The following is a 26,318-nucleotide window of genomic DNA, read 5'->3' on the forward strand; positions in this document are numbered from 1 at the left end:
ATGAGCGAGCCCACCACATCGGCCGCCGAGGAACTCGACGCGTTCCTCGGCGACCCCGAGGAGCCGGGCGGCTGGTTCTCCCGCGAGCGCTGCCTGGACCTCGACGAGCAGGAGGCGTTCCCGGCCGACATCTGCCGCCGCCTCGACGAGTGGGGCCTGCCCGGCCACTACGTACCGGCCGAACACGGCGGCCGGCTGACCGACTACGCGACCCTGCTGGAGGTCATGCGCACCCTGGCCCGCCGCGACCTCACCGTGGCCATCGGGCACGGCAAGACCTACCTGGGCGGCATCTGCGTATGGGTGGCCGGCACCCCCGAGCAGGCCGCCGCGCTCGGCGCGGACATCCGCGCCGGGCTGCCCGTCTCGCTCGGCCTGACCGAACGCGCCCACGGCAGCGACCTCCTGGCCGGCGAGGTGCACGCCACCGCGGGGGAGACGGGCTGGCTCGTCGACGGCGAGAAATGGCTGATCAACAACGCGACGCGGGGCAGCCTGCTGTCCCTGCTCACCCGCACCGACCCGGCCGGCGGACCCCGCGGGTTCAGCATCCTGCTCGTGGACAAACGCACCCTGGACCCGGCGACCTACCACCATCTGCCCAAAGTGCGCACGCACGGCATCCGCGGCGCGGACATCTCCGGCATCCGCTTCACCCGGGCGGCGGTCAGCCGCTCCGCGCTCGTCGGCCCCCAGGGCGGCGGCCTGGAGATCGTCCTCAAGGCCCTGCAGCTGACCCGCACCATGTGCGCCGCCCTGTCCCTGGGCGCCGCCGACCAGGGCCTGCGCATCGCCGCCGACTTCGCCGCCCGGCGCGAGCTCTACGGCCGCCGGCTCGTCGAACTCCCGCAGGCCCGCCGGGTCCTGGGCACCGCCGCCGCCGACGTGCTGCTGCACGAGGCCCTGGGCACCGTCGCCGCCCGCCTGGTCCACACCCAGACCGACGAGATGAGCGTCACCGCCGCCGTCACCAAGTACCTGCTGCCCAGCGGCACCGAGGACGTGCTCACCCGCCTGACCCGGGTGCTCGGCGCCCGCGCCTTCCTCAAGGGCGTGCACGCGCACGGCGCGTTCCAGAAGGTGGAACGCGACCACCGCATCGTCGGCATGTTCGACGGCAACACGCTGGTGAACCTCACCTCCCTGGTCAACCAGTTCCGTGCCCTGGTCCGCGGCCGCCGGCGCGGCACCGGCGACGTGGCCGGCGCCCGCGCCGCCTACGACCTGTCCGCGCCGCTGCCCCGCCTCGACCCCGGCCGGCTGTCCCTGGTCGCACGCCGCGGCAGCGGGGTCCTGGCCGGCCTCGAGGCGGGCGTGGCCCGCCTCGAAGAGCTGGCCGGCCAACAGCCCGCCCTCGCCCCCGCCGCCACCGCCGCCCGCCGCCTCGCGGCCGCCACCGACCAGGTCCACCAGGAGATGGAGCAGTGGCAGGGCCTCGCCGGCGACATCCCCGCCGCCGCCTTCGACGCGGCCCGCCGCTACGCCCTGTGCCACGCCGGGGCGGTCTGCGTCGGCCTGTTCACCCACAGCGCGCCCCTGTTCACCCACACCTCCGCCCAGCCCCTGTGGCAGGACGGCCTGTGGCTGCGGGCCGCCCTCGACCGGGTCCTGGACCGCCTGGGCGACACCGGCGCCCGGGACGACGAGGCCTATGACGCGCTCCTCGAGCACATGAGCGCCACCCGGCGCGCGGGCGAGCTGTTCTCGCTGCGCCCCCACCGGCAGCCGGCCCCGCAGGGCGCGCCGCAGGCCGACGCGACCACCGCACGCAACTGAGAGGACGCCATGCTGATCGGTACCGCAGCCCCCGGGCCGCACGGAGCGTCCGCCGGAGCACCCCACCCGCCCGGCGGCCAGGAAGACCGGGCCGCCGCCCGCATCGCCGAGCTGGAACACCGTCTGGGCGACCCCACCGACGAGCGGGGGGAGATCTCGTACGCGGCGCTGCTCGCCGACGACGAGCGCGGCGAGCTGTCCGCGCCGGGCGAGCGCGCGCTGGACGAGCTGCGCCTCAACGCCGAGTTCGTGCCGGTCCACCACGGCGGACGCCTGGAACGGATCGACACCCTGGTGCGGGTGATGCGCCAGGTCTTCCGCCGCGACATCGCCCTCGGCCTCGGCTACGGCGTCACCTCCTTCATGGCGGCCGTCAACGTGTGGAGCTCCGGCACCCCCCAGCAGCAGCAACGCCTCGCCCAGCTGCTGCTCGAGGGGAAGAAGGTGTCGGTGGCCTACCACGAACTCGCGCACGGCAACGACTTCGTGCGCAACGAGTTCCAGGCCCGCCCCGTGGACGGCGGCTACCTCCTCAACGGCGCCAAGGAAGTCATCAACAACGCCGACCGGGCCGCGGCCTGGGTGCTGTTCAGCCGCACCAGCCCGGCCCCCGGCAGCCGCAGCCACTCCGTCGTCCTGGCCGAGCGCGACACCCTCGACCAGGACCGCTTCCAGGTCCTGCCGCGCTACGACGCGGTCGGTGTGCGCGGCTGCCACCTGTCGGGCCTGGACTTCGCGGACTGCCCGGTGCCCGCCTCCGCGCTCGTCGGCGAGGAGGGCAAAGGCGTCGAACTGGCGCTGCGCGCCTTCCAGGTGACCCGCAGCGCGGTACCCGGCATGGCCCTCGGCGCGACCGACACCGCCCTGCGCACCGTCACCGGCTTCGCCCTGGGCCGGCAGCTGTACCGCAAGGCGGTCATGGACATCCCGCACGCCAAGGCGACCTTGTCGACCACCTTCCTCGACCTGCTGATCTGCGACAGCCTCTCGCTCGCCGCGACCCGCGCCGTGCACGTCCTGCCCGAGGAGACCAGCGTCTACGCGGCCGTGGTGAAGTACCTGGTCCCCAAGATGCTCACCGACGCCATGTACGACCTGTCCATCGTGCTGGGGGCCCGGTTCTACACACGCGAGGGCGAGTTCGGGATCTTCCAGAAGCACGTGCGCGACCTGCCGGTGCTCAGCCTCGGGCACGCCGGCTCCGCCGCCTGCCAGGCCACGATCATCCCGCAGCTGTCCCGGCTCGCCCGGCGCTCCTGGTTCAAGGACGACCCGGCGCCCGCGAGCCTGTTCCGGCCGCGCCAGGAACTGCCCGACGTCTCCTTCGACCGGCTCACCCTGGCCAGCGGCCACGACGGCCTGAGCGCCTCCCTGGTCGCCGCCGTCGACCTGCTGCCCAGCTCCAGCCCCGAGGAGCGGGCGGCCCACGGCGCGGCCCTGCGCCTGATGGACGAACTGCGCCAGATCCAGGAACAGAGCCTGCACCTGGCCCCCCAGGACCGCACCGCCCTGGCCAGCCCGGCCACCTTCGCCCTCGCCGACCGGTACGCGGTGCTGCTCGCCGCCGCCTCGGTGATCGGCGTGTGGCAGCAGGCCCAAGGCGGCCCGGACAGTTTTCTCGCCGACCCGGCCTGGCTGGCCGCAGCGCTGCACCGCCTCGGCCGGCGCCTGGGCCACCACCTGCCCGACCTGCCCGCCACCTGCCAGACGCGGCTGCACGACGAGGTGCTGCGCCGCTTCAGCGACGCCCGCAGCTACGACCTGTACAACACCCCGCTGGCGGGCTGAACCGCCCGCCCCGCCAGCCGGGCTGACCGATCGAGGACCCCTTCCGAGGAGCGCAGAATGTCCGTTCCCACCACCGGACGCACCACCGAAGAACTGACCACGTGGTTGTCCGACCGCATCGCCCTCTATCTCAAGCGCAGGCCTCAGGAGATCGACCCGAGCGTGCCCCTGGCCGAGTACGGCCTCGACTCCGTCGCCGCCCTCAGCCTGTGCGGCGACATCGAGGAGGACTTCGACCTGATCCTCGAACCGACGGTCGCCTGGGACTACCCGACGGTCCAGGCCCTGGCCACCCACCTGGCCCAGAGCCTGGCCGAGCCGGCGGCGGGCTGATGGACCGGATCGCCATCGTCGGACTCGACTGCAGGTTCCCGGGGGCGCCCGACGCGGGCGCCTACTGGGACCTGCTGATGCGCTCGGGGGACGGGATCTCCACCGTCCCCCCGCAGCGGTGGGACGCCGCGGACTTCCACGCGCCGGCCCCGGCCCCAGGACGCGCCAACACCACCGAAGGCGGCTTCATCGACGCCCCGGACGCCTTCGACAACGAGTTCTTCACCGTCTCCCCCCGCGAGGCGGCCGCCATGGACCCCCAGCAGCGGCTGCTGCTGCAGTGCGCCTGGCGCGCCGTCGAGGACGCGGGGATCGCCCCGAAACAGCTCGCCGGCACGGCCACCGGCGTCTACGTCGGCATCATGGGCAACGAATGGGCCCAGCTGCACCTGACCGACTACGACCGGGTCAGCGCCCAGGTCGGCTCCGGCAACGGCTACTGCATGACCGCCAACCGGGTCTCCTACCACCTGGACCTCAAGGGCCCCAGCCTGGCCGTGGACACCGCCTGCTCCTCGTCGCTGGTCGCCGTGCACCTGGCCGGCAACGCCCTGCTGTCCGGCGAGTGCGACTACGCCATCGCGGCGGGCGTCAACGTGGCCCTGACCCCGGCCCTGTCCATCTTCTACAACCAGGCCGGACTCTCCGCCCCCGACGGCCGCTGCAAGCCGTTCAGCGCCCAGGCCGACGGCATCGGCCGCGGCGAAGGCGTCGGCGCCGTCGTCCTGCGCCGCCTGGACGACGCACTCGCCGACGGCCAGCAGGTGTACGCCGTCATCCGCGGCACCGCCGTCAACCAGGACGGCCGCAGCAACGGCATCACCGCGCCGAACCGCTGGTCCCAGCAGGACGTCATCGGCGCCGCCTACCGGCGCGCCGCCGTCACCCCGGACCAGGTCGCCTTCACCGAGGGACACGGCACCGGCACCGTGCTCGGCGACATGATGGAGGTCTCGGCCCTGGGCCACCACCACGCCGCACGCGCCGCACGGCCCATGGCCCTCGGCTCGGTCAAGGGCAACTTCGGGCACACGGAAGGCGCGGCCGGCATCGCCGGCCTCATCAAGGTGGCCCTGTCCCTGCACCACCGCACCGTGCCCGCCAGCCGGTTCGCGGCCAAGGAGAACGAGCGGCTGGACCTGCGCGGCAAGGGGCTGCGGCTGCTCAAGGCCCCGCTGCGGCTGCCCCGCGGCACCAGCGTGGCCGGGCTCAGCAGCTTCGGCATGGGCGGCACCAACGCCCACGCCGTCCTGGAATCCGCGCCGCCGCCGGCCCCGCGCCCCGCCACCGGCGGCGAGCGGCCCCGCGGCATCGGCAGCGCGCTGTTCACCCTGACCGCCCCCAGCCCGCAGGCCCTGCGCCGCAACCTCGCCGCGCAGGCCGACGCGCTGGGCGCCCGGCGGGCCCCCGCCGGGCCCGTCGGCTGGACCTCCCACCGCGTCAAGTCCGGCCACCGGCACCGCTTCGCGGTCAGCGCCCCCGACACCGCGACACTGGTGCAGCGGCTGCGCGCGGCGGCCGCCGACCCGGCCGTGTTCGCCGCGCTCACCGGGGAGGCCGGCGCCGCCCCGCGCCCCGCGTTCCTCTTCACCGGACAGGGCTCCCAGTACCCGCGGATGACCGCCGCCCTCTACCAGGACGCGCCGCTGTACCGGCACTTCCTCGACGAGGCCGACACCGCGCTGCGCCCGCACACCGAACGCTCGGTGCGCGACCTCCTCCTCAGCGGGGACGAGGCGGTGCACCGCACCCGGTGGGCCCAGCCCGCCCTGTTCGCCGTCGGCTACGCACTGGGCCGCACCCTGCAGGAACTGGGCGTGCAGCCTTTTGCGCTGCTCGGCCACAGCGTCGGCGAGTACGCGGCGGCCTGCCTGGCCGGGGTGTTCCCGCTGGACGCGGCCGCACGGCTGATCACCGCCCGGGGCGCGCTGATGCAGCAACTGCCCGACGGCGGCGGCATGCTGGCCGTCCTGGCCGGCCGCGACGACCTCGCCGAGCGGCTCGCGGACGAGCCGCAGGTGTGCGTCGCGGTGGTCAACGGGCCGCGCGCCACGGTGCTGTCCGGCGACGCGGCAGCGCTGCACCGCCTGAACGAACGGCTCGGGCAGGACGGCATCGGCACCCGGATGCTGCACGTCTCGCACGCCTTCCACTCGCCGTTGATGGACCCCATGCTGGACGCCTTCGCCGAGGTCGCCCAGGAGGTCGGCGGGGGAGTGCCGCAGCTGCCGCTGTACTCCACGCTGCACGGCCGTCTCCTGGACGGCGAGGCGATGGGCCCCGACTACTGGGTGGCGCACATCCGCCGCCCGGTGCTGTTCGCCGACGCGTTCACCGCCCTGGCGCAGGCCGGGCCCAGCCACACCGTGGAGGCCGGCCCCTCCCCGGTGCTCTCCTCGCTGACCCGCGCCCTGGCGCCGTCCGCCTCCGGGCCCCGCCCGGTGGCCACCGCACCGGTGCGGGCCGCCCACTCCGGCGGCCAGGACCTGGCGGGCACGGTCGCCGAGCTGTACCGCGCCGGCCTGGACCCGCGGTGGGACGTCCTCTACCCGGTGCGCGACCAGGTGCCCTACCGGCTCAGCCCGTACGCCTTCAGCGACGAGCACCGGTACTGGACCGCAGGCCCGGCCCGCCGGCCGGCCGCGGGCCCGGCCCGCACCCCCCAGCACACCGCAGACCCCGCAGACACCCCAGACACGGCCGGCGCGGCGGGCGCGGCGGGCACCGGGGACGCCGCGGTGCTCGTCCTGGAGCGGCCCGCGCCGGCGGACCCGGTGACCGAGACCGCCCTGAGCGCCATCGGACAGGTCGGCGGCTACCAGGCCGGCGACCTCGGACCCCAGCTGCGCCTCTACGAGGACCTGGGCTTCGACTCCGTGATGGTCATGGAACTGAAAAAGCGCCTGGAGGAACGCCTGCCCGCCCTCGCGGCCCTGACGGTGCAGGACCTGCTGCCCCGCCTGACATCGGTCGGTGACCTCGTGGCGTTCCTGCGGCAGTACTGCGCCCCCGAGGCCGACAGCACCCAAGGAAGGACAGCATGAGCGAGCACCCAGACGACCGGCAGGTCCATCTCGCCTCCGTCGGCACGGCCCTGCCCGGCGACCCGGTCGACAACGCCGAACTGGCCCGCGTCCTGGGCGCGAACGAGGAATGGATCGAGATGTTCATCGGCACCAGGACCCGGCACTTCGCCCGGGACCTGACGACCGGCGCGGTGCGCTGGTCGCTGGCCGACCTGTGCGCGCAAGCGGGCGAGCGGGCCCTCACCGCGGCCGGCGTGGACCCGGGCGACCTCGACTTCGTCATCCTGGGCACCGCCACCCCCGACACCCTGATGCCCGCCACCGTCAACACCGTCGCCGACCTGCTCGGCCTCGACCAGGTCCCCACCTTCCAGCTGCAGTCCGGCTGCGCGGGCGCGGTGCAGGCCCTCAGCCTGGGCCGCACCCTCATCGCGTCCGGCGAGTACCGCACGGGCCTGGTCATCGGCGGCGACGTGTGCAGCAAACACCTCGACGTCGACCGCGACCTCACCAAGGCCGCCCCCAGCGACCTGGTCAACTTCGTCCTGTTCGGCGACGGCGCCGGCGCCGCCGTCCTCACCGACGAACCGCGCGGCGCCCAGGTCGTCCTGCGGCACGTCCTGAACCGCTTCACCGGCCTGGGCCGCCCCCCGGGACAGGTCATCGAGTGGTTCGGCCTCGCCGACCGCCACGACGACCGGCAGGCCCTCACCGAGGACTACAAAGCCATCGAGGAACACGTCCCGGTGATGGCCGTGGAGATCCTGTGGGAACTGCTCGGCGAACTCGACTGGAGCCAGGACGAGCTGGACTACCTCCTGCCGCCCCAGCTGTCCGGCCGGATGACCCGCAAGATCACCGAACAGCTCGACGTGCCCTCGGCCACCGAGATCTCCTGCGTCGCCGACACCGGCAACAACGGCAACGCCCTGCCGTTCCTGCAGATCGAGCGGCTCCTGGAGAAGATGACGGCCGGCCAGAAGGCCCTCGCCGTCGCCATCGAGTCCAGCAAATGGATCAAGGCCGGCTTCGCCCTGGAGAAGATATGACCACCACACCCCCCGCCTACAGCCTGGCCGACTTCGTCACCACCGTCCGCGACGAACTGGGCCTGCCCGTCACCGACGAACAGGTCACCGCCGACTTCGACGAACTCCCCGAATGGGACTCGCTGCACCTGCTCAAACTCGTCACCGCGATCGAAGGGGCCACCGGCCTCACCGTCCCGGTCGGCCGGGTCCTGGAAGCCCGCAGCCTGCACCAGTTCTACGAACGGGCGGTCCGGGCATGACCGGCACACCCCACGCGCACCCGGAACGGCGCCGCCGCCACACCCTGTACTTCCTGGAATGGGCGGCCGGACAGCGCCCGGTGCACCTGGACACCGACATCGACATGACCCGGATCCAGGCCCACCGGGCCGCCGCCCGCACCGCCGGCACCCGCTACTCCCAGGTCAGCTACCTGCTGCACGCCACCGGCCGGGCGATGGCCCGCCACCCCCAGGCCAACGCGGTCATGGCACCGGGCTGGCCCTCCGTGCTGCGCCGGCCCCGGACCCTGCGGTTCAGCTCGGTGACCGCGAAACTGGCCCTGGACCGCACCGTCGAGGGCGAACGCACCGTGCTCTCCGCTCTGGTGCCCGCCCTGGAGCGGCTCTCGCTCGACCAGATCCAGGAACACGTGGACCGCTACCGGGGCGAACACACCGCCGCACTGCCGGAGTTCAAGGGCGTGCGCCTGCTGGGGCGGCTGCCGGTCCCGCTCGGCAGAGCGGCCTTCGCGGCCGCCCTGCGCGACCCGCGCCGCCGCCCCGGGATCTTCGGCACGGTGTCGGTCAGCTCCCTCGGGCACGGCACCGTCGACGGATTCCACTCCGCCGGCGGCACCGCGGTCACGCTCTGCGCCGGGCGCGTCCTGGACCGCGCCGTCGTCCGCGACGGGCACGTGGTGGCGGCGCCGGTCATGCGGCTCGGGCTCACTTTCGACCACCGGGTGATCGACGGGGCGGCCGCCGCCGACCTGCTCGGCGATCTCCGCCAGACTATGGAGGACTTCGATGACGGCTCCAGGGAAACCCTCCCCGAGCCGGACGTTCGGCGACCCGATCGTGATCACCGGACCGCGCGGGGACTGGAGCGCCGTCCGACGTGACCTCGCCACCCACGCCACCGCGATCCTCTACGCCCGCCTGGACGACTGGCGTCCCGAACGGGCCGGGGGACCGCGGCTGCGCGCGCTGCTCGGCCGGGACTGGGCCCGCTACCTGGACCTGACCCACCCGGCGGTGCGCACCCGCTTCGCCTCGTCGCGGGTGCTGCTGAAGTTCGCCGCCGGCGCCGCGCTCCATGTGCCGCCGCAGTCGGTGGAACTGGGCTACACCCCCTCGGGCCGCCCCTACCTGCACGGCTATGACGGGGTGCAGATCAGCCTCAGCCACACCGAGGACCTGCTGCTGGTGGGCCTCGCCACCGGCGCGGTCATCGGCGTGGACGCCGAACGCGCCGACCGCACGCTGTACGGCGCGGGCCTGGGACGGCATCTGTGCACCCCGCGCGAGGCCGAGCTGATCGAGGCGATGCCGGCCGCGGACCGGGACCCGGCGATGGTCCGGCTGTGGACGCTCAAGGAGGCGTACAGCAAGGCCATCGGGCTCGGCATGCAGTTCCGGTTCACCGACTTCGGATTCGACACCGACGGCACCCCGACCGGGGTACGGCGCCCGGACGGGACCCCCGGCACCGGCAGCGAATGGTCCTTTCGCACCTACGCGCTGCTCGACCAGTTCACGGTCAGCGTGGCCGTGGGGGACTCGGGCTTCGGCGTCACCACCGACACCCAGGCGCACACCATGCTCGACGCGGGCATCGTCGACGCCCTGTCCGAGGCGCTCGGCGTCGAGGAGGACGACCGCCGCGGCGGCGACGACTGGTGGTGAGCCGCCCACCCGTCCGACCGTACAACCGGCCTGCAAGCGGCGGCCCGGACACTGATCGCACACAGCGGGGAGCCCTCATGGACCAACAGCACCTGACGGAGCATCACCTCCCGGAGCTCAAGGAGTTCGCCCTCCTGCACGCCCGGGGGCAGGGGATGGCGCCGGGCACGGCCGCCCGCATCCTGTCCCGGATCACCAACGACCGGCCCGGCGACCCCGCGTCGTGGGCCGTCACCTGGACCCGGGCCGGCCGCGCCGCCGCGCTGCGCGGACGCCACCTGGAGGCCCGCGCCCACTTCGCGCTGGCCCGCTTCCCCTACCACGGGGACCCGGTGCGCGCGGCTGCCGGCCGGCTCGGCGTGGAGGCCTTCGACACATGGCGCCGCGGCCGCGGCATCGACCGCCACGAGATCCCGTTCCAGGACGGCACGCTGGCCTGCTGGAGCACAGGGCTCCACCCGGCCCGGCGGCGCCCGCTGCTGGTCGTCATGGGCGGCATCGTCAGCGTCAAGGAACAGTGGGCGCCGCTGCTGCCCCTGCTGGGGCGGCTCGGATTCGCCGCCGTGGTCACGGAGTTCCCCGGCGTCGGCGAGAACACCCTGACCTACCGGCCCGACTCCTGGGAACTGCTGCCGCACCTGCTCGACCGGCTGGCCGGCCGGGCGGACGTGGCCGACACCTCCCTGCTCACCCTCAGCTTCAGCGGCCACCTCGCGCTGAGCGCCGCCGCCGAGGACCCCCGCATCCGGCGCGTGCTGACCGTGGGCGCCCCCGTCGGCGCGTTCTTCACCGACCCCGCCTGGCGGCCGCGCATCCCGCGGATCACTCTCGACACGCTGTGCCGCCTGACCGGATCCGCGGACCACGACACCCTGTGGTCCGCCCTGCCCGCACACGCCCTCGGCCCGGACCGGCTGCGGCAGGTCCGCGTGCCGGTCCGGTACGTCGCCAGCAGCCGCGACGAGATCATCCCGGCCGCCGAGCAGGACCTGCTGGCCGCCCTGCCCGACCTGCGCGTCAAGACGTTCGACGACGTGCACGGCTCGCCCGGCCACCTCGCAGCGATGCGGCGCTGGCTCATCGGCCAGCTCCTGCTGTCCCGGTTCACCGGCCGCCGCCCCTGACCCACCACAGGCCCCCCACCCCCCTCCCCGCCCACGAGCCCAGGAGACGCAGCCATGACCGATGGACCGACACGCAGGGCCACCACCGGGACGGTAGGTCCCTGGCAGTCGCTCGCCTCACTCGGGGTGATCGACAGCGACCTGACGACCCCACGCCACCGGCCCGCCCCGGCGCCGTACACCACCAAGGGCCGCACGCCGCACACGCGCCGCCCCGGGCGCGACGAGGAGGCGTGACCTCCGTGTCCCTGTCCGCTCAGTACGTGCCCCGCGGCCCCCGCGGCGCGGGTATCCGGCTGCGCCACCGCACCGTGCACGGCCACCGCCGGGCCTTTCGGATGGCGGGCAAGGGCGACGCCGTCCTGCTGATCCACGGCATCGGGGATTCCTCCGACACCTGGCGCGATGTCATGCCGGGCCTCGCCAAGAGCCACCGCGTCATCGCCCCCGACCTGCTCGGGCACGGGCACTCCGACAAGCCGCGGGCCGACTACTCGCTGGCCGCCTACGCCAACGGCATGCGGGACCTGCTGAGCGTGCTCGGCGTCGAGCGGGCCACCATCGTGGGGCACTCGCTCGGCGGCGCGGTCGCCATGCAGTTCGCCTACCAGTTCCCCGAACGCTGCGAACGCCTGGTCCTGGTCGGCACCGGCGGGGTCAGCCGGCACGTCACCCCGCTGCTGCGCGCCGCCTCGCTGCCCGGCGCCGAACTCGTCCTGCAGATGCTGCACCTGCCCACCATGCGCTGGCAGGTGGGTGCCGCCGTCAAGGTCCTGCAGTGGCTGGGCACCGATCTCGCCGTCGACGCGCCCGACCTGCTGCGGGTGGTGGACGCCCTGCCGGACGCCACCTCGCGCAACGCCTTCGTGCGCACCCTGCGGGCCGTTGTCGACTGGCGGGGACAGGTCGGCACCATGCTCGACCGGTGCTACCTGGCGCAGGGCATGCCCACCATGCTGATCTGGGGCGGCCGTGACCGGATCGTCCCGGCGCTGCACGCGGGCCTCGGGCACGTCTCGATGCCCGGCAGCCGCCTGGAGATCTTCGAGGAGGCGGGGCACTTCCCCTTCCGCAGCGACCCCGACCGCTTCCTGTCGGTCCTGCGCGACTTCATCGGCACGACCGAACCGGCGAGCTTCAGCCCCGAGCAGTGGCGCCAGATGCTCCGCAACCGCCGCCCGGCGCCCCTGCGCCCCGGCGCCCCCGACCTCGACCCGGCCACGCTGCGCGCACTGCGCCCGGCCTGACCCCCCTGCGGCGCCGTGCCGGACCCTGCCCCGTCCACCCGGACGGGGCAGGGCCCGGCGCCGCAGGGGGTGCCTCACCCGGCCGGCGCCTCACTCATCAGCCACACGCCGGGGCGCACCTCCAGATGGGGCCAGGCGGCGGGCGGCGCACCCCCGCCGGCCCGGACGTGCGCGGCCAGACGGCGGGCGTAGCCGTGCCAGCGGGCGTCGCCCAGCGTGCTCGCCGCACTGGCGCACGCGGCGAGAGAGGCCAGGCAGTCGGCGGGCCGCCCCGCCAGGAGCGCGGTGAGCGCCAGCCCGCGCTCCGCCTCCGCGCACCCCCGGGTGTCGCCCTCCGCCCGGGCCCGGTCCAGGGCCCGCCGGTACAGCGCGTCGGCCCGCCCGAACTCGCCCTGCCCGAGCAGGACATCGGCCTCTCCGGTGGCACAGCGGGCCGCCCCCACGCCGTCGTCGCTCAGGGCGAACAGCCGGGCCGCGTGCCGGTGGCAGTCCACCGCCCGGGCGGCGTCCCTGCGCTGCCAGGCCAGATCGCCCAGCGAACGCAGCAGCGCCGCCTCCGCCAGCGCGTTGCCCGAGCGGCGGGCCGCGTCGACCGCCAGTTCATGGCCGGCCAGCCAGTCCTCCCACACCCCGCACGCCTCGTAGTAGCCGCTCGTCGCCGAGGCCAGCGCGCAGGTCAGGTCCCACAGCCCGGCCCCGTGCAGCCGGCGCACCATCTCCAGCAGGCCCGCCGCCTCCTCCCGGAACCAGCGCAGGGGAGTGGCCACCGCCCGGTCGTCCGCCGGCAGCTCACCGGGGGCTGTCTCCAGCACGCCGGCCAGCCGGTCCCGGCCGGGCGTCAGCCGGGCGTCGGCCGCCCGGGCGCGCAGCAGGAACGTGTGGCCGAGCCTGCCGACGGTCTCGGTCACCGCGTCGTCGCCGTCGACCTCGGCCAGCATCTCCAGGGCCAGCGACCGCAGCAGCGGGTGATAGCTGTAGCGCACGGCCCCGCCCGGGGCGCCCGCCTCCTGGCGTACGTCCAGGAGCTGGGCGCGCACCAGGGCGTACAGGAGCTCCTCCGCGCTCTCCGGTGACGTGCCGAGCAGCGACTGCGCGGCCCACCCGGGGAAGTCGGGCAGCGGCGCGAGCCCCAGCCTGCGAAACGCACGCCGGCCGGCCTCCGACACCTCGTGGTAGGCGGTGAGCAGGCTGCTGCGCACGTCGAGGTCGCCCAGGGAGAGCGTGGTGAGCCGGGTGCGCTCGTCCGCCAGGCGGCGGGCGAGCCCGTCCGCGGTCCAGCGCGGCTGCACCGCCGTGCCGCCGGCCGCGACCCGCAGCGCCAGCGGCAGCCGCCCGCACAGCCGGGCGATGCGGGCCACGGCCGCCCGGTCCTGCGCCATCTGGGGGCCGCCGGTGGCGAGCAGCAGGGACTCGGCCTCCTCCTGCCCGAGCACGTCGAGCACGAGGTGCCGCGCGTGTTCCAGGGCGGCCAGCGCACGGCGTCCGGTGACCACCGCCGCGGCGTCCGGCACCGCGGCCAGCAGCGGCCGTATCTGGGCCTCCGAGACCGCGTCGTCGAGAACGAGCAGCAACGCGCGGGAGCGCGTGGTGTGCTGGAGCAGATCGGTCAGCTCGTCGAGGCCGGAGGGAAGGGCCGCGCCGGCCGCGGGCCCCGCCGGCAGCAGACGGCGCAGCAGCGCCGCCACCGCCGCCTCGGCGGTCAGCGCCCCTCCCGCGGAGTCCCGCAGATGCACCAGGACCCGGCCCGCGGCGAACCCCTCGGCCTGACGGGCCAGTTGGACCGCCAGAGCCGTCTTGCCCACCCCGGGCCGCCCGGAGACGGCCAGCACACGAGGGGCCGACGCCGCCGAGAGCACCCGGGCCCCGCGGGCCAGCTCCTCGGCGCGGCCGGTGAAGTCGGCGAGCGGCGGCGGCAGCCACACCAGGGGCCGGGCGTCGGCCGCCGGGGCGGGCGCGGCCGGCCGGCTCTGGGCCGGATGCCAGGCCAGCGCCGGGTCGGAGGCGAGCAGCCGGGCCAGGATCCGTTTGAGGGAGGCGTCCGGCTCGACGCCGAGCTCGTCCACCAGGGTGCGCCGCACCCGGTGGTAGGCGTGGACGGCGTCGGACTGCCGCCCGGCCCGGTACAGGGCCACCATGAGCAGCCCGTGCAGGCTCTCCCGCATCGGGAACTCGTGGGCCAGCGCCATCAGTTCACCGATCAGCTCGTGGTGGCGGCCCAGCTTCAGATCGGCGCTGATGCGCTGCTCCAGCGTCTCCGAGCGCAGTTCGTCGAGGCGGATCGCCGTGGACTGCAGCGAGGGCCCGTGCGGGATGCCGGACAGCGCCGGGCCCCGCCACAGTTCGAGGGAGGCGCCCAGCAGATGCGAGGCCCGCGCGTAGTCCCGCTCGTCGAACGCGGCCCGTCCCCGCGAGCGCAGCGACTCGAAGAGGACGAGGTCGAGTTCGTCGGGCGCCACCCGCATCACATAGCCCGGCGGCTGCGTCACCAGCGGTCCGGCCGCCGCGCCGCCGCCCGGCTCACCGTCGGCGTTCGCGAGCGCCTTGCGCAGGTGGGACACGTAGACCTGCAGGGTCGTCGACGCGGTGCGCGGCGGCGTCGTCCCCCACAGTTCGTCGATCAGACTGTGCGTGGAGACGACGCTGTTGTTCTTCACCAGCAAGGTCGCCAGGACCACACGAGGCTTGGCCGCCGTCGGGGTGCGCGGGGACATCCGCACCGGGCCCAGTACCTGAAAGCGCATCATTGCTCCTTGGGTGTGCCGCCCGGCCGGTGCGCGGCCGTCAGCAGATCTGCAGGACGCAGGCCGTCATCTCCGCCACGACCCGGATTCCCTGCGTGAAGACGAGCGTGAGTTCGGCGAAGGGGCGGCCCGCGGAGTCCCGCAGCACCTCTGCGGGCGCGCCCTGCCGGCGCGCCTGCACGGAGCACAGCAGCGGCAGTCCCGGCTCGGCGAACCCGCGGAAGACGGCCTCCCACCGGGTGAGCACGGCGTGCCCGGGGGCCAGCCCGTACAGTTCGCCGACCCCGAACAGGGCGGCCTGCCGGGACACTTCGAGGAACAGCGCGGCCGGCACCTCGGACCCGGAGTCGGGCAGCACCTCGCGCGCGGCGGGAATGTTCACGGGGAAGGTCAGGCACTCGCCGCCCTCTTCCAGCGGCAGCCCGATCAGCACGTTGCGGGCGCTGCGCCGGCCGACGAGTTCGGCGCCGGGGATGCCGTGCCCCGGGGGAAGGCCGCTGTTGCCGCCGGCCGTGCGCTCGCTCTCCTGGCGGCTGTGCGCCCGGTAGGTGCGGTGGACACCCGGCATCAGGAACACCAGGCGCGCCCGCACCGTCCCGCACGGCTGGTCGTCGATGCTGATCGTCGTGGCGCAGTCCATCGACCGGGGCACCCCCTTGACCACGTCGGCCGGCGTCAGGTCGAGGTCGAGGCAGAGCCTGGCGCCGGCGGGCGCGCCGCGCCGCCAGGAGGGCAGGGCAGTGAGCGAGAACGCGCAGTCGGCCAGCAGGATCCGCCGGTTCTCGGGCACCCGGAAGTAGCGGCCCGCCGCGAAGACCGCCATCTGCCGCAGCGACTCCATCGGGTACAGCACGTCGTGGAACGGCGCGGTGGAGTCGGCGAACAGCGGGTGGCTGTCGGGGAGTTGGGCGGAGAAGCCGAAGCGGTGCCGTCCGGGGGGCGTGGCGGAGTGCAAGAAGCCCTCCGGGGTGTCGGGCCGGTGGACCAGATGGTGCGGGCCGAGGAACGCCGCCGCGGGCGGGGGCACCTGCAGCGGTCCTGTGTCCGTGACCGCGCCGGGCCGTCCGGTGGGCAGCGAGCCGGTGGAGGGTGGGGCGGAGAGATTCATGGAGGGTCCTCTGTGACGAGAGTCCGGTCGGTGGCGTGCGCGGTGGCATCGTTCATCGGCTCACTGTGGTCAGCCGGACGGCTCCGGGCCCCGGTGCGGGCCGGCGAGGTGCGCAGCCGCCGGCCGGCCCCGCGTGCCTGGCCGCGGCGGCCGCGGCGGTGCCGTGCACCCTCAGCCGGCCGTGCGGGGTGTCGCGGGCGGGACGCGGCTCACGGCGGCGTCCACGACGCGGATCCGGCGCCGGCGGGCGTGATCGAGGCCCCGTTCTCCCGGCCGGCGAACGTCCCCGGTCCGTCGATGTTCATGCGATCCCCCCGGGATGCGCCCTCCGGGCCGAGGTTCATCGGATAGACCTCAAGGCCTCGGAGCGAGTAAAAAACAGCGCGCCCGGTTTGTCAATACTAAACCGCCCGCGCTGTTTATTTTCCTTCGCACAACCGCTCGTATTCAAGAGGAGGAAAACCCCTGAAATCATGGCATCTAGGACAGCGTCACCTCGCCCGGGGTTGCTCCGGACGTCCGGCGTCCTCCCTCGATACGTACCGTACGGTCTATTTTGGGCGGGGTGCGGCGGAGGGGCGCCGCGGGCTGCCGGGCCGGCTCGGGCCGCAGCTGAGGGCGCTCAGTTCACGGGGGCGGGCGATCCGGGGCGCCAGCAGCCCCCACAGGCGGGTGACCGCGTCGCGCGACAGCCACTGCTCCTGCGTGCTGCCGAGCACCTCGAGCCCCACGGTGGCCGCCACGATGGCGGTCGTCACCTCCCGCACCGAGACTCCTTCGGCCAGCTGTCCGGCCTGCTCGGCCCGGCTCAGGGCGTCCTCGACCCACCGCTGCCAGGCGCCCCGGAGCGCGGCGTCGTTCTCGCGGGTCACATCGCGGCACAGGGCGAAGCCGGCCCGCATGACGGCGTCCTCGGCGATGAGGCTCATCAGGACGTGCGTGGCGTCCACCAGGCCCTGCAGGGGGGTGCCGCCGTGGAGCGCCGCCCTGTGGGTGACCTGCCCGAAGGCGGCGGCCGCCTCGTCCTCGACGGCCTGCGCCAGGGCGTTCTTGCTCTCGAAGTGGAAGTGCAGGGCGCCGCTGCTGACGCCGGCCCGTCTGCTGATCGCCGCGAGCGAGGCGGAGGTGAAGCCGTCCTGCGTGAAAGCCTCGGCCGCAGCCTGGATCAGGGCGCGGCGGGTACGCGCCGCGCGCTGCTGTTTGACCATCAGGGAGCCTCCCGGGCGAGGGCGGCGGGGCCGGCCCCCGGCAGCGGCCGGGCGTCCGCGCAAGGCCTGCGGGACGCAGGGGGAGCCGGCCGGAGCCGGCGCTGTCCGCCCTTGATCGCCAGTGTAACAAACCGCGCGTGCGGTTTTAAGGGTGGGGTGCCGCCCTGCGGGATCCGCGGACGCCGGCGCAGCGCAAAGGGCTCCGGGGCGGGGCCGCGCAGCCTGTGCTGCACGGCCCCGCCCCGGAGCCCAGGTCCCTCCCACGAGGCCGTGCCCCCGGCACGCCGGGAGCACGGCACCGCACGCCCGCCGCGCGGCCGCCCTGCGGGCGAGGGGGGGCGGGGAGACGGGCCCTGGGACCTGCCTCCCCGCCCCCCGTCCCCCCTGCCCCGCGACGCCTGGCACGCACGCTCGCCGCACCGGCCACAAGGCCAAGTTCCCGTGCGAGGCCCTGCGGCGGGGCCGGGGAGAGGGGTCCTAGCCGAGCAGTACGGGAAGGGACCGGAATCCGTTCATCAAAAAGGTCGGCATCGGCTCGAGCTCGTCCGCGGAGCAGGCCAGCCGCAGGCCGGGGAAGCTCTCGAAGAGCTTGCTGAAGGCCGACTGGGCCTCCACCCGGGCGAGCGGCGCCCCCAGGCACCGGTGCGCCCCGTGCCCGAATCCGAGGGTGTCGCGTCCGGTGCGCAGCAGGTCGAACTCGGCCACGCTCTCGCCGTAGCGCACCGGATCGAGACCGCCGGCCGCGAAGGACACCAGGATGGGCTCGCCCTGTTTGATCAGGACGCCGTCCAGGTCGATGTCCTCCACCGCGAAGCGCAGCGGCGAGTAGGCGCCGGGGGTGTGCATCCGCAGCGTCTCGTCGATCACGTCGTTCCAGTCCGCCCGCCCCGCACGTACGTGCTCCAGCTGGTCGGGGCGGGTGAGCAGCGCCGCGACGGCGTTGGTCATCAGGGTCGTGGGGCTGTCCATGCCGCCCGCGATCATCAGGTAGAGGGTGCCCAGCAGTTCTTCCTCGGTCAGCCGGTCGCCGTCATCGCGAGCGGCGATCAGGGCCGAGGTCAGGTCGTCGCCGGGCTCGACCCGCTTCTTCTCCACCAGGGCGGCCAGCAGCCCGAACGCCTCCAGCAGCGCCCCGTTCATCTCCTCGGCGGACACCGAGGAGGTGAACACCGTGTGCAGGGCCGCGCACAGCGCGTCGGCCGCGTCCCCCTGCTCGACCCCGAAGAGCTCGCAGATCACCCGCATGGGCAGCAGCGCGGTGAACTGGGCCCGCAGGTCGACCGGGGCACCCGGCTCCTTCGTGGCCAGGGCGGCGAGCAGATCCGCGGTGATGGCCTCGACCTTGGGCCGCATCGTCTCGCTGCGGCGCGCCGTGAACGCGCCCGCCACCAGGCGCCGCAGACGGGAGCGCTGCTCACCGTAGGAGTTGAACATGTTCTCGTTCGCCACCCAGGGGTACAGCGGCCAGTCCGCCTGTATGTGCCCCTCGATGAAGTCCGGCCAGTGCAGCCGGGCCGACCGGGAGACCCGTTCGTCGGCCAGGACCCGTTCCACGTACTGCTGCTGGACCACCGCCCATGCGGCTACCCCGCCGGGCAGCGTGACCCGCACCGCCGGCCCCTGGGTGCGCAGCATCGCGGCTTCACGCATCAGGTTCTGCCCCGTCGCATCGAGTGCGTAGGGACATCTGGGCGCTTGCGTCTGAGTCCGTGCCATCGGTTACCCCTCCCGTTCGGTTGTCCGTATCCGTGGCCTTTCCTGCGTGCGCGCCGGGACGGCCCGCCCCTCGGGCGGGCCGTCCCGGCGAGAAGCGCGCCAGGGGCCGCCGCTCCCCACGGCGGCCGTGCGCGCTACGCGTTCGCCGGCACCGCGGCGCCGGAACGCAACTGCATCGCCTGCTCGTACACCTGCCGTCCGCGCTCCGGCGTGAAGTCGAGCCGGAGCAGGACCGACGGCACGGCGATGGACGTGACCAAGTGCTTGGTCATGACCGCGGACCGCTCCATCATGTCGTCGAACCCGCTGAGGAGTTTGGAGAGCATCTGGGTGCCGGCGAACCCCGCGACGAACATCTGCGCGGCAGCCTCGATGTCGACGTCCGGCAGGATTTCCCCCGCCTGGTGGGCGCGGGCGAGCAGCTCCCTGTTGTGGTTCACCCAGTTGTGCATGGGGATCCTGCGGTCCAGGCCGTCCTGGGGTGTGCCTTCCTCCACCGTGAGCCGCACGCTGCCACGGAGGATGCTGTCGCTGGAGCAGAGCATGTGCGCGAGGATCAGCGTCGCGTCCACCCCCTCCTGGAGGACGAGGTTCTGGGGCGCCACCGGGGGCACCACCGACAGCTGTTCCGCCAGGACCTCCTGGGCGAGATCCCGCTTGGAGGGGAAGTGGAAGTACAGAGCTCCCTTGGTCGTCCCTGATCTCTTGAGGATCTCCGAGATGGCCGCGGCTTCGTAGCCGACCTCGTCGAAGACCTCGGCAGCCGATTTCAGGATGGCCAGCCTCGTCCGGGTTGCTCGCTCCTGGCGTGCCACCGTTCATACCTCCGTGCCTCGCGGTGCCCGGCCCGTGCGCACCGCCGCGCGGGCCGGACCAGTGGTTCGTCCGTGCCTTCACGGCTCCCTTGCGCGGCTGCTGGGGCCGTGGCCTGGGCAGGCCCGAACGCGATCAGAATAAAACCATCCGCCCGGTTTCACAAGGTGCCGCATGCCGGGTGGCCTGCTCCCCTGGCCCGGAACGGACGGCGCGTCCGGTCCCCCTGGAAAGCCCTTCAAGGCCTGCAAAACCGGCACAGAACGCCCGCGGTGCGGCGGGGTGCGGGCGCCGCTTCCGGCCCCGGCGGGCCCTTGCAAAAAACCGGCGGTCCCGTATTTTATGGCCCCTGAACTTCCTTCGTTCAGCCTCAACGCTTCACGGAGCAGTCGATGACTCTTGTGAAAATCCAGATGAATGCAGGGAAGGTTCCCGGGGGACTGACCACTTCGGGCCCGGCCGGCGAGCACTTTGCGCCGGCCGGACCGGACTCGCCCCCCGGGGATCCCATAGCCGAACTCACCCATCTGCTGTTCGACCAGAGCAAGCGCGCCCGCATACACGCCCGTTGGCGCAGCCTGGTCGGCCGTCCCGAGTTCCGTCCCGTGCCCGGCCTCGCGCCGCGCGAGCGGATGGCTCTGGCCTACGAACGACTGCGCCTGGTCAACGACACCCTGCAGTCCCCGGAGCAGCTGGCGGACGATCCGCACCTGCTCACCAGCCTGCACGAGTGGACCGGGTTCGTGGATCCGACGCTCGCGACGCTCTCCGCGATCCACTACAACCTGTTCCTGGGCAGTCTCCTGGACCACTTCCCCTCCCCGGGGCGCACGCTCAGCGACTTCACGTCACTGCGGCACACAGGAACGTTTCTCTGCACGGAGCTGGAACACGGCAGCGATGTCTCCGCACTGGAGACCCGGGCCGTCTGGGACCGGACGTCCGGGGGGTTCGTCCTGCACACCCCCACCGTGGGCGCGCAGAAGTTCATGCCCACCACGAGCGCCGTGGGCGGCCCGAAGACCGCCGTGGTGGCGGCAAGGCTGATCGTCGAAGACCGTGACGAGGGCGTCTTCCTCTTCCTGGTGCCGCTGCGGGACGAGAGCGGGCCCAGACCCGGAGTGCGCACCTGGATGCTGCCCGAGCGCATGGGCACCGCCGTGGACCACTGCCTCACCTCCTTCGAGCACTGCCGGCTGCCGCGTGAGGCGCTGCTGGAGTCCACGCACGGCCTGCTCGCCAAGGACGGGTCGCTGACCAGCAGCCTCGACAACCGGCACAAACGCGTCCTGCACTCCATCCAGCGGGTCACCTGCGGCAAGCTGTCGATGAGCGGCGCCGCCGTGGGCGCGGCCCGGGCCGCCCTGACCATCGCCGCGCGCTACGCCCACGCCCGGCGCATCAGCGGGCCCCGGCCCGGCGAGACCGTGCCCCTGGCCGCCCACCACAGCCACATGAGCGGCATCCTGCAGAACATCTCCACCGCGTACGCCATGACGTTCCTGCACCGCGACACGGTGACGCGGTGGGCCGAGCGCACACCCGAGAGCACCGACGAGGTGGCCCGGCGGGTGGCGGTCGCCAAGAGCTGGATCACCTGGCAGACCCGCACCATCACCCTCGAGTGCCGTGAACGGTGCGGCGCGCAGGGCCTGTTCACGGTCAACGGGTTCGTCGATCTGATCACGAGCAATGAGGGGACGATCACCGCCGAGGGCGACAACCTTGTCATCTCCCTCAAGGCCGGGGCGGAGATGCTGTTCGGGGAGCGCCTCGACGTCCTGGGCCACCGGCCGGTGCCGGCCCAGGAGGCGATGAAGGACCCGCGGTTCCTGCGCGACCTGCTGGCGCGGACCGCGTCGCTGTGGCAGCAGCGGGCCCGTTCCGCGCTGCGCAAGGGCCCCTCCGGCGCCCGCGTGGAGCGCTGGAACCGGGCATCGGGCGCTGCCCTGAAGATGGTGGACGTGGCGGCCCGGCTGCACGCCGCGGATGCGTTCCTGCGCGCCTCGGATCATGCGGTCGGCCCCAAGGCGCGGGAGCTGATGCGCGAGCTGGCGCTGTTGTTCCTGCTCAACGAGGTCAATGAGCACACCGGGGACCTGCTGGCCGAGGGGCACCTCACGGCGGACGATGTCCGTGCCCTTCCCGAGATCATCCACGCGACGGTCACCGGCCTGACACCGGACACCATGGTGCTGGTCGATGCCTTCGACATACCGGAGGAAATCCTGGCCACCGTCCCGATCGCGCACGAGGACTACACCCAGCGCCTTGCCGCACTGGTGCAGGGGCCTGCGCCCGCCCGGGCCGCGCTGCCCCGCCCGGACCGCCCCCGCGGGGCCGTGCGCGAAGAAGTCGGGTGACGGGGGGACCGCGGCGGCCAGGGCCCCCGCGGTCCCCGTGAGCGGGAGCCCGGTGCCGCCGCCTGCCGTCACCGCCGCGCACTGAGCGGCACCCTCCGGTGCGCCCCGCGCCGGCGGGGGGCGCACCGGAGGCGGGCCCGCACGAGGCCGGCGGTGCGGCCCGGCCTCGTGCGGGCGGCCGCGGGATCTTCCGCAGCGCCCGCCGCCCCCCCCGGCAATGCCGGGCTTCACCTGCCGCGCAGGAGGGCCCTGGGGCCTGTCGCCCGGATCCCTCCTGCCGCGCGACGCCTGGCGCGCACTCTCGCCGCATTGGGCCTAAGGCCGAGTACATCCCGTACGAGGCCTTGCACCCGGGGCTCCCCCCAGCCTTCGGCCGGGGGGAGCCCCGGGAGCACGCACCGGACGCCGCGGGGCCGTCCTTCGGGCGACGGAGGGATCTGGGAGACAGGCCCTAGCCGGGGTTTAGCGCCGCAGCCGACCATCAGGGCTCCGCGCCGCGCCGATGGGTGCGCCGGCCGAGAGGAGCCCCGATGTCCTGGCCCCTGGCGCTCGTCGTCCGGTTCCTGGGTGAGGCGTACCACTGCCTGGTCGCGTACGGGCAGATGTGGCTCTACCTGCCCGAGGGCCATCCGCGGTCGACCCTCTCCCACCCCCTGGAGCGGCTGCGCCCCGACATACCGCTCAGCCCGGTCGAGCGGGCGCTAGACCGACAGCTGCGCGACCTGGACAGCCTCGGCTGAGGCGCCGCCCCGGCGCAGCGCGGCGAACTCCAGGACCTGATCGGTGAGGATGTCCAGACGGCGTGCGGTGCGCGGGTCGGCGCAGCCGCCGGCCGCGGTGAACTCCGTGCCGGCCGGCACCACCACGCCCATCGGGACGGCCCAGCCGCGCAGCGACTGCGCGCAGGTGCGCAGCGCGGCCAGCGCGGACGCGCCGGCCACCTCGTTCCACGCCACGCTCAGACAGCCCACGGAGCGCCCGTCCAGATAGCCGGGGACGTCCCCGGCCAGGGCCTCGGTGTGGTCGAGGGCGTTCTTCAGCAGCCCCGACATGCCGCCGTGATACGTCGGACTGGCGAGCAGGACACCGTCCGCGGCGCGCAGCGCGGCCAGCAGCCGCAGCTCGGCGGCGCAGTGGCCCGCCGTCTGCGGATCGTAGGGCGGCAGCACGAGGTCGGGGCCGCACACCAGGGTGACCTCGGCTCCCGCCCGGCGGGCACGCGCCGCGCACGCCCGCAGGGCGGCCGCGGAGACCGAGCCCGAGCGCAACGAGCCCCCGAGCGCGGCGATACGGATCGGACGCATGGCAACTCCGTCGTGTCGGAAAACAAAGGGGGATGGCGGAAGGCGGGCCGGCACGGCCGCCCTCACAGACGGGCGGCCGCTGCCTCGGCCGCCCGGATGCCGCTGAGCATGCACGCGTTCGCGAGCAGACCGTGCGGCCCGACCCAGTCGCCCGCCACGAAGACCCCCTGATGGCCGGAGACCCGTATGCCGGGGCGGCCCGTCAGGCCCCCGGTGCGGGCCTCGGGCAGCGCCGTCATGGTGGTGATGCGCGGCAGGAAACGCTCGTGGACCACGGCGTCCCGCCAGCCGGGCTGGCTCAGGTCGAGCAGCTCGTACAGCCGCTTGCGGACCTCGGCGGCGTCGAGCCCGGCGCCGTCGTCGTAGCGGGCCAGATGGAGCACGGCGCCGCCCTCGGGCGCCAGGCGGGCCGTTGCGGAGAAGACCGACAGGTACAGCGGCTCGTCGACGCCGTAGACGAGGGTGCTGCGCGGGTTGGGCAGCCGGCTCAGCGCGACGTCCAGGCAGGCGGTGTGCAGCGGGCGGGCGAGGGGCGGGCCCTGGCCGGGCCCGGCCAGGCCCAGCAGCTGGTGCGCCGCGTGCTGCGGCAGGCCGGCGAGCACGACCGAGCGGGCCCGTACCGCCTGCCCGTCCGCGGTCACCAGCCGCGGGCGCGCCCCGCCCTCCACGGCGGCGCACCGGCGCCCCGTGCGCACGTCCACGCCCAGCTCCCGGGCCCGCGCCAGCAGCGCCTCGGTCAGGGTGCGCCAGCCGCCGTCCACGTACTCGACCCCCCGGCGCACCTCGGCGAAGTGCAGCGACAGCGCGTCCGCGCCGATCAGGTCGGGGCGGCCGGTGTAGCTGCTCATGCGCAGCACGGCGAAGGCCGCCTGCCGGGCCCGCTCGGTGGGCAGCCTCTCGCCCAGCCACTGCGCGGCGTCCGTGCCGGCCAGGTCGGTGCGGCCGCGGGCCAGGCCCAGCAGGCGGGCCACGGCGATCCGTTCGCGCGCGGTGAGCAGCGGTGTGCGCAGCAGCGGGCCGGCCGCCGCGTAGCCGGGGTGCAGGGCGCCGTCGCGCAGCGCCTGGCTGCCGCCGAGGCGGGGGGAGCGGCCCGGGACGCGCACGCCCAGGGCCCGCAGCCCGTCCCGGGTCGTGCGGTACACGGCGCGCGGGCCGAGGCCGAGGCGGAAGCCGTGGTGCTCGGTGGTGCGGGCCCGCCCGCCCGGCTCGCCGCCGGCCTCGAGCAGGAGCACCCGGCGTCCTCGCCCGGCGGCCCGGGCCAGCCGCACGGCCGCCACCAGGCCGGTCAGGCCCGCCCCGACGACGACCGCGTCGGCCTGCTCGTCCCGCCGGGCGCTCATGCCCGTCCGGCCCCGGGCAGGATGAACGGGAAGCCGTGGCGGTCGAGTTCGCGCGCGGAGTCGGTGACCGCCGTCACCAGGGCGTCCAGGTCCTCGGTGCGGTGCGCGCCGCCGGTGAACAGCATCGGCAGGCTGAGCGTGTAGAAGCCGCGGCGGCGCAGCATCAGGGTCAGCAGGAAGAACGCGACGGGGTTCACCGAGCCGGCGAACGCGCGGTAGTCGTCGTAGGAGTCCTGCTCCAGGAAGCCGAACGAGCCGATGAAGTCACCGAACCCGACGAGCCGCAGCGGTATGTCCGTCTCGGCGCGGAACGCGGCGAGCTGCTCCTGCACCCGGGCCACCTTCGCGCGGGTCTGGGTGTAGTACGTGTCGCGCTGCTCGTGCAGCAGCCGCAGGCTCGCGTAACTGGCGCACAGCGCCAGGTGGTTGCCCGCGTGCGTGGTCTGCACGCAGGTCTTGCGGCCGATGTCGGTCAGCGGCAGCCCCGAGGTCTGGGTGTGGTCGAGCAGCGCGGCGCGGCCGCCGACCGCGGACAGCGGGATGCCCAGTCCGCTGAGGACCTTGCCGTAGCAGTACAGGTCGGCCTCGATGCCGAAGTACTCGGCGGCGCCGCCGGGTCCGTAGCGGAAACCGGTGAGCACCTCGTCGAGGACGAACGGCACGCGCAGCGCCCGGCAGCGTTCGGAGACCGTCTTCAGCAGCGGGATCGTGTGCTCGACGAACGGGAACGACGAGGACGCCGCCTCACTCAGCACGCAGGCCAGCTCGTCCTTGTGCCGCTCGATCAGCTGGACGGCCCGGACCGGGTCGTTGGGCAGCACCAGCAGATCGCGCGGATCGGCGACGGGGACGCCGGTGAGCGCGGACTGGCGCTCGATGCCGCCGTCCGGCGCGTTGCCGGGGAAGGGCTGGGCCGGGTGGCCGTGGTACCAGAAGGCCGTGTTGTGCATGCCGAGGTCGTGCACGCCGTGCAGGGAGCCCTCGAACTTGGCGACCATCCGGCGGCCGGTGTGCGCCCGGGCGAGCCGGATGGCGGCCGCGGTGGCGTCGGTGCCGGAGTTGAGGAACGCGAACTTCTCGCAGTGCGGGACGAACTCGCCCAGCAGGTCCACGAGCTGGGCCTCGACGGGGGTGCAGTAGCCGTTGCCGGTGGTGGTCGTCAGATGGTCGCGGACGAAGTCCACGACCGGCTGGGGGCTGTGGCCGTGCAGCGCCTGCGCGCCGAAGCCGAGGTGGCAGTCGGTGTAGGTGTTGCCGTCGGCGTCGAGGATGCGGCTGCCGTGCGCCTCGGTCACCATCAGCGGGAACTGCGGCGAGTGGAAGGGCCAGAAGACGTGCGTGGCGGCGTCCTTGGCGCGCAGCTGCTCGGTCGCCGCGGCCGAGGCCTTCTGGCGCTCGGTGAGTTCGGCGAACAGGTCGATCAGCCAGGGCTGGGTGAGCAGGTCGGCGACGAGCGACTCGACGGTCGTCGCGGCGGATGCGGAGGTCGTCAT

21 protein-coding genes are annotated in these 26,318 nt (G+C 74.1%); 13 read left to right on the plus strand and 8 right to left on the minus strand.

Annotated elements, in window-relative coordinates; genetic code table 11:
* The 11 genes from AB0L37_RS12570 to AB0L37_RS12620 all read left to right on the plus strand — a co-directional run bounded on the left by AB0L37_RS12570 (position 1) and on the right by AB0L37_RS12620 (position 12,232).
* Positions 1–1,776, plus strand: coding sequence for an acyl-CoA dehydrogenase family protein (locus AB0L37_RS12570; RefSeq protein ID WP_365503539.1), 1,776 nt, complete (start codon positions 1–3; stop codon positions 1,774–1,776).
* Between the two features lie 9 nt (positions 1,777–1,785).
* A complete protein-coding gene (locus AB0L37_RS12575) occupies positions 1,786–3,564 on the plus strand; it encodes an acyl-CoA dehydrogenase (protein WP_365503542.1) in 1,779 nt (592 codons plus the stop codon).
* 57 nt (positions 3,565–3,621) lie between these two features.
* Positions 3,622–3,897, plus strand: coding sequence for an acyl carrier protein (locus tag AB0L37_RS12580; RefSeq protein ID WP_365503545.1), 276 nt, complete (start codon positions 3,622–3,624; stop codon positions 3,895–3,897).
* Positions 3,897–6,941: a beta-ketoacyl synthase N-terminal-like domain-containing protein gene (locus AB0L37_RS12585; protein WP_365503549.1), complete on the plus strand. Its 3,045-nt coding sequence runs from the start codon at positions 3,897–3,899 to the stop codon at positions 6,939–6,941. Before AB0L37_RS12580 ends, AB0L37_RS12585 begins: the two co-directional genes overlap by 1 nt.
* Positions 6,938–7,972: a 3-oxoacyl-ACP synthase III family protein gene (locus AB0L37_RS12590; protein ID WP_365503552.1), complete on the plus strand. Its 1,035-nt coding sequence runs from the start codon at positions 6,938–6,940 to the stop codon at positions 7,970–7,972. The genes AB0L37_RS12585 and AB0L37_RS12590 overlap by 4 nt, the downstream gene beginning before the upstream one ends.
* Positions 7,969–8,214, plus strand: a complete 246-nt coding sequence (locus AB0L37_RS12595) for an acyl carrier protein (RefSeq protein ID WP_365503555.1) — start codon at positions 7,969–7,971, stop codon at positions 8,212–8,214. The genes AB0L37_RS12590 and AB0L37_RS12595 overlap by 4 nt, the downstream gene beginning before the upstream one ends.
* Positions 8,211–9,077 (plus strand): 2-oxo acid dehydrogenase subunit E2, encoded by an 867-nt coding sequence (locus tag AB0L37_RS12600; protein ID WP_365503558.1) that lies wholly within the window; start codon positions 8,211–8,213, stop codon positions 9,075–9,077. Before AB0L37_RS12595 ends, AB0L37_RS12600 begins: the two co-directional genes overlap by 4 nt.
* Positions 8,983–9,861, plus strand: coding sequence for a 4'-phosphopantetheinyl transferase superfamily protein (locus AB0L37_RS12605; RefSeq protein WP_365503561.1), 879 nt, complete (start codon positions 8,983–8,985; stop codon positions 9,859–9,861). Before AB0L37_RS12600 ends, AB0L37_RS12605 begins: the two co-directional genes overlap by 95 nt.
* 77 nt (positions 9,862–9,938) lie before the next feature.
* Positions 9,939–10,985 (plus strand): alpha/beta hydrolase, encoded by a 1,047-nt coding sequence (locus AB0L37_RS12610; RefSeq protein WP_365503564.1) that lies wholly within the window; start codon positions 9,939–9,941, stop codon positions 10,983–10,985.
* Between the two features lie 54 nt (positions 10,986–11,039).
* On the plus strand, positions 11,040–11,222 hold the full coding sequence (locus tag AB0L37_RS12615; RefSeq protein WP_365503567.1) for a hypothetical protein: 183 nt from the start codon (positions 11,040–11,042) through the stop codon (positions 11,220–11,222).
* 5 nt (positions 11,223–11,227) lie between these two features.
* Entirely contained in the window at positions 11,228–12,232 is a 1,005-nt protein-coding gene (locus tag AB0L37_RS12620) for an alpha/beta hydrolase (RefSeq protein ID WP_365503646.1), read from the plus strand.
* Between the two features lie 74 nt (positions 12,233–12,306).
* Here AB0L37_RS12620 and AB0L37_RS12625 read toward each other — a convergent pair whose 3' ends face one another.
* The 5 genes from AB0L37_RS12625 to AB0L37_RS12645 all read right to left on the minus strand — a co-directional run bounded on the left by AB0L37_RS12625 (position 12,307) and on the right by AB0L37_RS12645 (position 19,820).
* Complete coding sequence (locus AB0L37_RS12625; RefSeq protein WP_365503570.1) at positions 12,307–14,973, minus strand: BTAD domain-containing putative transcriptional regulator; 2,667 nt, start codon at positions 14,971–14,973, stop codon at positions 12,307–12,309.
* A 40-nt stretch (positions 14,974–15,013) separates the two neighbouring features.
* Positions 15,014–16,081: an AfsA-related hotdog domain-containing protein gene (locus AB0L37_RS12630; RefSeq protein ID WP_365503573.1), complete on the minus strand. Its 1,068-nt coding sequence runs from the start codon at positions 16,079–16,081 to the stop codon at positions 15,014–15,016.
* A gap of 551 nt (positions 16,082–16,632) precedes the next feature.
* The gene (locus AB0L37_RS12635; protein WP_365503576.1) at positions 16,633–17,289 is read right to left on the minus strand and encodes a ScbR family autoregulator-binding transcription factor; all 657 of its coding nucleotides are present in this window, start codon (positions 17,287–17,289) and stop codon (positions 16,633–16,635) included.
* A 477-nt stretch (positions 17,290–17,766) separates the two neighbouring features.
* Positions 17,767–18,939, minus strand: a complete 1,173-nt coding sequence (locus AB0L37_RS12640) for a cytochrome P450 (protein WP_365503579.1) — start codon at positions 18,937–18,939, stop codon at positions 17,767–17,769.
* Between the two features lie 200 nt (positions 18,940–19,139).
* Entirely contained in the window at positions 19,140–19,820 is a 681-nt protein-coding gene (locus AB0L37_RS12645) for a ScbR family autoregulator-binding transcription factor (protein WP_365503582.1), read from the minus strand.
* A 390-nt stretch (positions 19,821–20,210) separates the two neighbouring features.
* On the opposite strand from AB0L37_RS12645, the gene AB0L37_RS12650 reads away from it, so the two are divergent.
* Positions 20,211–22,181, plus strand: a complete 1,971-nt coding sequence (locus AB0L37_RS12650; protein ID WP_365503585.1) for an acyl-CoA dehydrogenase — start codon at positions 20,211–20,213, stop codon at positions 22,179–22,181.
* Between the two features lie 530 nt (positions 22,182–22,711).
* The gene (locus AB0L37_RS12655; protein ID WP_365503587.1) at positions 22,712–22,921 is read left to right on the plus strand and encodes a DUF6059 family protein; all 210 of its coding nucleotides are present in this window, start codon (positions 22,712–22,714) and stop codon (positions 22,919–22,921) included.
* On the opposite strand, the gene AB0L37_RS12660 is transcribed toward AB0L37_RS12655, so the two are convergent.
* From AB0L37_RS12660 to AB0L37_RS12670, 3 genes are all read right to left on the minus strand, one after another.
* Positions 22,883–23,485, minus strand: coding sequence for an NAD(P)H-dependent oxidoreductase (locus AB0L37_RS12660; RefSeq protein ID WP_365503589.1), 603 nt, complete (start codon positions 23,483–23,485; stop codon positions 22,883–22,885). The two genes, AB0L37_RS12655 and AB0L37_RS12660, sit on opposite strands and share 39 nt — an antisense overlap.
* A 62-nt stretch (positions 23,486–23,547) precedes the next feature.
* Entirely contained in the window at positions 23,548–24,825 is a 1,278-nt protein-coding gene (locus AB0L37_RS12665; protein WP_365503591.1) for an FAD-dependent oxidoreductase, read from the minus strand.
* Positions 24,822–26,318, minus strand: coding sequence for an aminotransferase class III-fold pyridoxal phosphate-dependent enzyme (locus AB0L37_RS12670; RefSeq protein WP_365503593.1), 1,497 nt, complete (start codon positions 26,316–26,318; stop codon positions 24,822–24,824). Before AB0L37_RS12670 ends, AB0L37_RS12665 begins: the two co-directional genes overlap by 4 nt.

Origin of the sequence: Streptomyces sp. NPDC052225 (assembly GCF_040679615.1) — a bacterium.
GTDB lineage: Bacteria > Actinomycetota > Actinomycetes > Streptomycetales > Streptomycetaceae > Streptomyces.